This window comes from Nostoc sp. CHAB 5836, assembly GCF_020829445.1.
GTDB lineage: Bacteria > Cyanobacteriota > Cyanobacteriia > Cyanobacteriales > Nostocaceae > Nostoc.
Genome location: NZ_JAIVFV010000009.1, coordinates 67,267 through 76,296 on the forward strand (window position 1 = coordinate 67,267; position 9,030 = coordinate 76,296).

The 9,030-nt window shown below is 43.7% G+C and carries 4 protein-coding genes and 1 pseudogene; 2 read left to right on the forward strand and 3 right to left on the reverse strand.

Features of this window, described 5'->3' with window-relative positions; translation table 11 throughout:
- Window positions 1-112 precede the first annotated feature (112 nt).
- On the reverse strand, window positions 113-4,525 hold the full coding sequence (locus tag LC605_RS03460) for a PAS domain S-box protein (protein WP_229546177.1): 4,413 nt from the start codon (window positions 4,523-4,525) through the stop codon (window positions 113-115).
- 186 nt (window positions 4,526-4,711) lie between these two features.
- Window positions 4,712-4,930 (reverse strand): annotated as a pseudogene (locus tag LC605_RS32770) (DUF5110 domain-containing protein); the annotation flags it as partial.
- Window positions 4,931-5,037: 107 nt separating this feature from the next.
- On the opposite strand from LC605_RS32770, the gene LC605_RS03470 reads away from it, so the two are divergent.
- Window positions 5,038-5,199: a hypothetical protein gene (locus LC605_RS03470; protein ID WP_229546178.1), complete on the forward strand. Its 162-nt coding sequence runs from the start codon at window positions 5,038-5,040 to the stop codon at window positions 5,197-5,199.
- Window positions 5,200-5,453: 254 nt separating this feature from the next.
- On the opposite strand, the gene LC605_RS03475 is transcribed toward LC605_RS03470, so the two are convergent.
- Window positions 5,454-6,755, reverse strand: a complete 1,302-nt coding sequence (locus tag LC605_RS03475; RefSeq protein ID WP_229546179.1) for a hypothetical protein — start codon at window positions 6,753-6,755, stop codon at window positions 5,454-5,456.
- A 1,238-nt stretch (window positions 6,756-7,993) separates the two neighbouring features.
- Here LC605_RS03475 and LC605_RS03480 point away from each other — a divergent pair.
- Window positions 7,994-9,030 (forward strand): FecR family protein (locus LC605_RS03480; RefSeq protein WP_229546180.1); only part of this gene is annotated, 1,037 nt, incomplete at its 3' end.

Below are 9,030 nucleotides of genomic sequence, written 5' to 3' on the forward strand. Positions count from 1 at the left end.
GTCATTTGTCCTTTGTCATTTGTAAGGGTTTAAGGTGTATTTACGTTTCGTAACATAGTTTGGTTTATTCTTGCCGACTTACTTAACTGATAACTGATAACTGATAACTGTTTTAAGTCCTTCCAGCAAGACTGGCGACTACTCTAGCTAATTCCGCTGCTTGAATAGGCTTAGATAAATGTAGCTGATAACCTTCTTGTATAGCTCGCATCCGATCCTCTGCCCTAGCATAAGCTGTCAACGCTGCGGCGGGAATATTTCCTCCGAGTTCTGGTGGCTGCGATCGCAGTTTACGGATCAAAGAATAACCGTCTTCCTGGGGCATACCGATGTCGCTGACTAAAACATCTGGTTTCCACTCTCTAATTACCTCCAATGCTTCTGGAACTGATCCTACTGCTTTAACTTCGGCTTGACACTGTTCAAGTGCTGTGGTAATGAATTCACGGGTATCGGCTTGGTCATCTACAACTACCACGCGCACGCCAAGAAGGGAGAGGAGGAGAGGGGGAGACGGGGGAAGGGGGGCGAAAGGGGGAAGGGGCGCACTCTTCAGCAGTGGTAGTTTGACTGTAAACGTCGCTCCTTGTTCTTGACCCGGACTATCTGCGTGGATAGTACCGCCATGTAATTCTACTAAATTACGGACGATGGCTAATCCTAGTCCTAATCCACCATAGGTTCTAGTGCTAGAACTATCAGCTTGACGAAAGCGATCGAACACGTAAGGAAGAAAGTCAGCACTGATACCAATACCTGTATCAATCACCTGAATTTGGGCATATTTATCCGTTGTCTGTTGTTTTTCTTGTCCAGCAACTACTGATAATTGCACCTCTACTTGTCCTCCAACAGGTGTAAATTTGATGGCATTGGATAGCAGATTCCAGATGATTTGCTGCAAGCGATCGAAATCACCGGAAACTAAGAATTGAGAATTTTCGCCAAGCTTGCTGTCCTCTGAGTATTGATTGCTTTGGGATTCTGCTTCTGGAAATTCTAGATTTTCGACATTGATTTCTAATCCCAAATCGGAATTTGGCGCGAAAGTGACCACGGGGAGTATCTCCGGTGGCGCATTTGGTGTTTCTTTTGAGGGAATCAGGGAAAATCTTAAATCGATTTCTTTCGACTGGGCGGCTAGATTAACAGTCTCGATGGCTGACTCAATGATCGGAACCAAATTACAAGTATGGACATTGAGGCGTAACTTACCTCTAATCATCCGCGATATATCCAGCAGGTCTTCAATTAGCTGGGTTTGTGCTTTGGCGTTGCGTTCAATTGTCTCCGTAGCCCTAGCAATTTGGATTTCACTGAGTTTGCTTCGTTGCAGTAATTGCGCCCAGCCAAGGATAGCGTTGAGAGGCGATCGCAATTCGTGGGACAATATCCCCAGAAACTCATCCTTCATCTGGTTGGCCTCTTGCAACTGCTCTGTTTGTTGTTGCAAAGAACCAATTAAACTAGCCCGTTCCATTGCGATCGCTATTTGGTCGCAGACTGCTTGCATCATCCCCTTTTGATTGTCAGTGAAGCTTAACTGAGTGCGGCTACCAAAAGAAAGAGTACCCAACAGGCGTCCTTGGGCGATCAATGGGTATGCATAATAAGCAGTAATGCCTAAAGACCGGATCAATTCTGTTTGCGGGTCAGTGCATTGCTGCACATTCTCTACAGCTATGGGACGGCGTGAGAGCGCTACAGTACCACAAACCCCTTGATCAAGTGGTAAGCACTCAATTTCTTTTGCCATCTCCTGGGTAATGCCAGTGTAAGACCCTAACCGGATTACCTGAGAGTTATTCTCAACTAAATAGTTAAAGTAAATATCTAAATCAATTTGGTCTCTTAGTTTTCGGTAGACGCTATCGATTAGTGCTACTGGTTGCTGACTCGATAGTAAATCGTTAGCGGTGTCAAATAGTAGCTTTAGCCTTTTGTAACCTAATGAGAGTGCTTTTTGTGCCTTTTTCAGGTTGCTGATTTCTTGGAACACCAAAATACAGGTAGCCGGATGACCGTGCATTGCTGGCAAGGTATCAGCAAATATTAATAGAGAGCGCACACCACCGGGAGTATGCCAATCTACCTCCAATCCATTCAGGCGTTCGCCAAGAGCCACCCGCACTCCTGGCATTTGCTCATTGGGAATGCGATCGCCTGCCGCATCTGTATAATAGTAAACTGTGTGATAATCTTCGGCTGGTACACCTTTGGGAAATTCGCCCCCAGCTAATTCGTTAGCAGAGCGATTGGCAAAAGTTACTCGCGCCGTTCCTGGTTCGATAAACAGCAACGGTCTCGGCATCAGATTTAACACACTTTCCAGCCATTTTTGCTGATTTACGAGTACTTCCTCTGCCTGTTTACGCTCCGTAATATCCACAAATGCACCAACGCTTCCTCTGGTTCTACCCTCTTCGTCAAACAAGGGTGCAACATACTCCAACAGATTGACGGTTTTGCCATTTTGATGGATTACATCAACTTCAAAATCCAGAACTTCAACACCATGAGCAGCAGAGTACTGCATTGGCAGTTCCTCTGTTGAGAGTTCCCTTCCCTCGCGGTACACTTTAAATATTGTTGGCCTTTCCTCTAAGGAAGCACTGAGGGAGGCATTTGTGTCTGAGGATATTCCCAACTGCTTGGCAAAAGAAGGGTTGACCTTGATATTTTGGCATTCTCGATCTTCGGCAATGCCAATTCCAATGGGAATTACCTCCAACAAAGTTTGTAGCTCACTAATGCGGCGCTGTAGATCCTTGTTTAGTTGTAATATTTGTTCCTTGGCCTGCTTTTGCTCGCTGATGTTACGAGTCACAGTTGCTAAGGCAATTGGCTGACCTGTCTTCTTGTCTGTAACAGTGAAGATATTGTAATCAACCGGTATTGGTTGACCTGTTTGGAGGTGACAAAAGCAAAATTCTCCCTGCCAGCGCCCTTCCAATAGCACAGTCGGCAGTATATATTTTTGAAAATAGGCTTTGTCTTTGGGCATGACATAATCTAATACTGCTTTTTGCCTGACTTCATCAAGGCTGGAAAGCCCTACCAGCTTTTGACCTGCATCATTTATGTAAAGTAATTTACCCTCAAGGGTGGCGATACCGATAAAGTCAGAGCTATTTTCTACCAGTGATACTAATTTTTGTTGCTCTGCTTCTGCTTGCTTGCGATCGCTTAAGTCGAGGATAAAGGCTACTGATTCTTCGCGGTTTTCTCCTAGCAGCACGTAACCAACTAAAACCGGAATGCGACTACCATCCTTGCGAATATATTCTTTCTCGTAAGGGGTACAAGCAGCCTTGGTGTTTCCTTGTGCTTCAGCGATACCTCGCTCATCCAAGTGTAAATACTCTGGTGGTGTGAGATTGCGCCAACTTAACCGACCTGCTAACAAATCCTCCCGCGTGTAACCAATCATCCTCAAGAATTCGTCGTTTGTCTGCTGGATACCGCCATAGACGTTGCCAAACAAAATGCCGATGACGTTAGCATCGACAAAACCCCCCAGTTTAGCTTCGTAGGTTCTCAGTCCTTCTTGTGCGAGGTCGCGTTGCTGGCTGAGGCGTTGAATAACCGCCGCACTTTGCCAAATCAAAACGGTAAAAATGACAATTAGGACGATGGCAAACACCGATACTGCAAAGGCCGGATCGTATTGTCCTGCGCGTTGACCTTCAACAATTATCCACCCCAGGATAAAAGGTACTGCGATCGCCGCAACTAATAAACGACGTGCAAGTAAGCCGCCGTAACTATCACTTGTAACTACCCTCATTAACCCCTGGTCTGCCTGCACCCATAGAATGCCTATATTTAGTAAAATGAACAACACTACTGTATGTAATGTCATTGATGTTGCATCAGGTGCAAGTCCATAGAGAACTTTCACTTTATAGGCATAGCCCATCAGCGCCTGAAAGGAAATTAAAGTAGCAATTAGAGCGATAATTTGGGCATACCAATAACTGCGGTGGGTTTTTGGATGAATCAAAATCTGTAGGGCGACGCTGACCAGCATAAAGTTCAGTGCTGTGTTCACCCCCATTCGCCCCGGATGCGATGTGGCTAAACTAGTTGGTAAATCACGAAACAGTAGCTCGTCAATGCCGAAATTCCAGCCAAACAGATATTCATAAAGTGTGAGCGCCGCAATTGTAGTCACAGCTATTGCACAGACCCTGGAAATTAGCAGAGTCGGGAAGTGGGGAAATAATTTTGAATTTTGAATTTTGAATTTTGAATTCTTTTGCTCTGCTCCCCTGCTCCCCTGCTCCCCTCTTTTGGAAAATAGCCACAGCGAAACACCACACAGCACAAAACACAGCGCTGTGTTAACTTTCATTGTCGCCGGACTACCAAGAAAGCCACGCTTTAAAAGTTCAATCTCAAGCCACCAGCCAACTAGTACCAAGCTGCCAACAAAAACAGCGATCGCACTTCCGACTTTTGCCACAAGTGAATTTGTCGGCATTTTAGATTTATCTTGCACCCGCAAGCGGTTAACATTTAACATTGATTGTTCTCTAACCGCATCTATCTAACGTAGTAAATTTACGTACTTTTTCCATTCAAACATTTATATCTTTTGTATTTTATGTTACCCCTTGACTTGATTTTCATCTACCTCTATACATATTTTTTCTGGCACAATTTAGAGTAAGAAATAATGGGGGCTCAAAAAACCACCTTTGCGAGTATTTCAAAATTGCAGAGTATGTGCCTTACCATCATCTGGGAAACGCTGCTCTCCAACACCAACAAGTTCTACAATTTGACGCGGTGGAGATGTCCATTCTCCCATTCTCGCTCCAATTTCTACTGCTGTTTGATTAGAGCCAGTAAATATGCGGATACTTGCTAGCGAAAACTTGCTATCTTGATACTCGTTTGTCTGTCCATCATCTTCAAATAGCTGATACTCGTTATTACCAGGTCAAATCCGTAATCGGATCTCATGGAGTGGGGCTTGATCAACGTATTGCCTGACAGCTTGGATGGGAACAATGGCATCGCTACGGACATACAGTGGCATTGTTTCTAGTGGTGCATGAGCAAGAAGGTGAATCGGGCCTTGATAAAGCTCACCACTTCACCAATCATACCAAATCCCCAGGGGTAAGTAGACAGAACGATGCTCAACTCCAGGGCGGTAAATTGGGGAGCATCCCAAATGTGCCATTTCCTTGATAGCCCTCATCCCCTAACCCCGAATCCCATGTTTGGGATTCGGGGAACACTCTTATCTCTCCCCTCTCCCAAACATGGGAGAGGGGCTGGGGGTGAGGGAAAAGATTTAAACCTGCGTGAATGGTGCAAGTCCCTAGTTGTAGTAAGTAAGTCAGCAAGAATAAATCAAACTATATTACGAAACGTAAATACACCTGAAACCCTTATAAATGACAAATGACAAATGACAAATGACAAATGACAAATGACAAATTTCAAAACCGACCTAATTCCAAACTGTAATTAATAATGAAGAACCAGCCATTAAAATCAATATTTTCGGCGGTTGAACTACCTAAATTTACTCCAGCTTGGACATTCATATTACTAGTATCGGATATTCGGTAATTTAAGTGCCCGAATAGCCGATGAAATAGATCTTCTCGATCGCGGTCTGTAAAGTCTGATAAGTTCGTTTGGTAGTTGATACCAACCTGGAGAGGCTTTTGCAAGCCGTATTTGAGAGAAACCCAAAAGGAATTGACTATGCGATTACGACTTTGGGGGTCAGCAAAATTTACACTGAATTCGTAGAAGCTATCTAGCGTTAATTTTGGAGTTAAGGGATCTCGGCGTCCCAGAGATAGTTGGAGAGAATGCTCATTTAAAAAGCGATCGCCTGCTTTAAAGCTATCCAGGTCATCGCTGTTGTTGACATAAAATAACTGTTGATTACTCCAACTGATTTCTCCGTACATTCGCCGCGAAAGCTGCTGGTAAATACTGAGATTAAATCTTACTTGGTTGTAATGGTATTCTGACTGATTTAGATAACGAATGAGATTACCATCAATTGAGCCGTTTAAATAAGTCTTAGATCCCAAAGGTAAATATGCAGAGGCTAACGTCAGTCCAGAAATAATTAAACCATCTTCTATAGGATTATCATTAGAGGAAAAAATATTATTTGTCTGGAAGTAGCCGACACGTCCCTGTAGATAGCCCATAGATTTAGACTTAACTACAGGTTGTTGTGCTGGTGGGAGTGGCTGCTGTTCTAAGGGTAGTAACCGCACCTGCAACCCCAATTCGCGATCGCCCTCAGACTGAGATGGCTCTTTTCGCGATCGCAGCAGTTGTATTAGCCTCTCTAGCCTTTGGGACTGATTTATCTCAGGTGTATCTAATAGTTGGTCTTTTGAGTCTGAAGGAGATGTCGGTGAGTTATTGGGCTGTGATTCTAGCTGTGGCGGATCATTTTGCTTTTGACTATCTTCAGGTTCTTCGGTTTGGTTTGGGGCTTGAGTTGTTTGTAGTGTTTGCTGTGCAAGATTTAACGGGATCTGAGAGTCTAAAGGATGCGACTCACTGGGCTGCTTGCACAAAGAGTTAATTGCCTTTTGCTGCAACTTCTGACATAACTGCTGATAATTTACCTGTGTCCTTGCTAAATTCTGAGAATGCCAAACATCTGTATTTGCAGATCTTGCCGCATCGACTCTAATGCACCACCAGGTTCCACCACTGGACGCTAATAAAACACAAAAAAACAAATTATTCCATTTTTTAAGTCGCATCTGGTTGGATTGTGTTGATCGCGGTTGGCAAATGTAGGCGGACAGGCTGCATCGGAAGTTCCGACTCAAAAGATCCAATTGAGTGCATCGATTCTGAGCTTTGTAGGTATATACTTAATATTTACAAACTAGAATTGCTGCTTTTCGGATTTTTTCGCAAATTTTTTCCACAACTGAGATAATACGGTAAATGTTTATGCTTAACTTTAGTGAAATACAGTCAGTAAGTCATTCTACAACAGATCCCTCAGAGGATGTTTGAAAAGTCCTCTTGTGAGTATAAAAAGTTTTAGTTCCCTCTAAATCCACCCCACTTGCTTCAATTGGGGAGACCCCAGACGCTCGTTGCGCTAAAGCATCTCCCCCGCTAGCGATAGAACCTGAAACCCTTTATGTAATTATGTAAACCACGTCTATCTTGAAACCTGTAGTTCAACTCTAATGAATAAGGATTTGCCCTCATCCCCCAACCCCCAATACTGCGTAGGTTTTTAATATTTGTAGGTTGGGTTGAGTCTTTGCGAAACCCAACAAACCCCGCTTTTCGGTTGGGTTTCGTTCCTCAAACGCCACGTGCTACCCTGCGGGAACGCTAAAAGCGAACAAGTCGGGGAACCCGCCCAACGCAGTGGCTCCCCAACCTACACATTTTTTATTTTTTTGCCAAAACCTACGCAGTATTGCCCCAACCCCTTTTCCCAAGTATGGGAGAAGGGGAGGTAGACTTTCAACAGTTATCAAGTATCCGCATTATCAGTTAATTTTTCCGTTGGGAGTTAGAGTCCCCCATATCTCTGGCATGGCGTGTTTCGGTCGGGGTCAAATCCCCGCACTGTTACTGCGATAATGCGGATACTTGTTAACTGTTCACTGATTTAAAGTCCCTCGGACAGATATGGGAGAGGGATTTAGGGTGAGGGCGAAAACTACGGTTATCAACTTAGATGAGGTTTATATCTATTACTAACTTTGTTATCTATAGGAAAAGTTGAACAAACTAAACACATAGTTTATTTGTTATCTATAGAACTTACACATAGGTAATAAAAATCTAATTACAGAGGCATAAAGGACAGCGAGGAAGAAGAGTTTGAGAGGTATTTTGCGTAAGTCCTGATCTATTTTGATCTAGATTCAAATCCAAAGGATTTTACCTAAAAAAACGGACTATAACAATTAGCAGCAACTGAAATCTTTAGTTTTGTTGGTATTAGTTGAAGTTCATAAATTATCAAACTATGTTTTACAAATCATTGCCAGTATTAGTGATTGCTTTATCGGGAGTTATACTACTGCCTTTGCCAAATCAGGTAAGTGCCGTAACTCCTCTGACACGAGCAGAGATTCAAAAACTCCGCAACTTAGTACAACTCATACCCAGAGATAGACAGAAGAAGCGTCCTGCACGCAAATCAGATGCAATGATTCCTGGAGATGGTTTATCAACTGGTCGAGCTTCTCAAGCAGACTTACGCTTTAACGACGGCTCTTTAGCAAGGCTTGGGGAACAGGCTATATTTCAATTTTTGCCAAAGACTCGCAGCTTTACACTCTCAAACGGAACCGCATTACTGCTTATCCCACCTGGAAGGGGCGAAACACGTATACAAACACCAAGTGCAGCAGCAGCAATTCGCGGTTCAGCACTATTTGTACGCTATAACCAACAAACAGATACCACCATTGTCGGTGCGCTGACAAATAGCGGCATTGAAGTTTCTAATCGGGAAGCTTCTCAAACTCAGGTGCTGCAAGCAGGACAGATGATGGTTATAGTTCAAGGCAAATTTCAGGGCTTATACGATTTTGATCTGAGAAATTTTTATCAAACGAGCGATTTGGTTCGCGGGCTTGATTTAACTAAGCAAAATCTTACACCTACACCCGACCCAGCGATCGCTAGTGTTCAAGCTGAAACTGCTGCGGCTTTGAATGCACAGTCACCCGTAACAGGTGAGGGAGTAGTTGAAAACCCATCTTTTGCACAGCTAACTACTAGTCCTTCAACTTCCTCCACAGAGGACACTGTCACAACCAATTCCCCAGTAGACCCGATTGTAGACAATTCCCCATTAAATTCCGTTGAAGAGGTAGGACAAGTTCTGTTAAATACTCAGCAATCATCTGGGATAAATGGTAGTAATAACGCAAACACCCAGAATAATAACGTTCGTGTTGATTCTTCTATAATCCCAACAATACCTCGAACCTCCACAATAGAACAGCCGACGAGGCAAAATCCACAAAGCACTCCACAACCCACCAATGAAGGTAG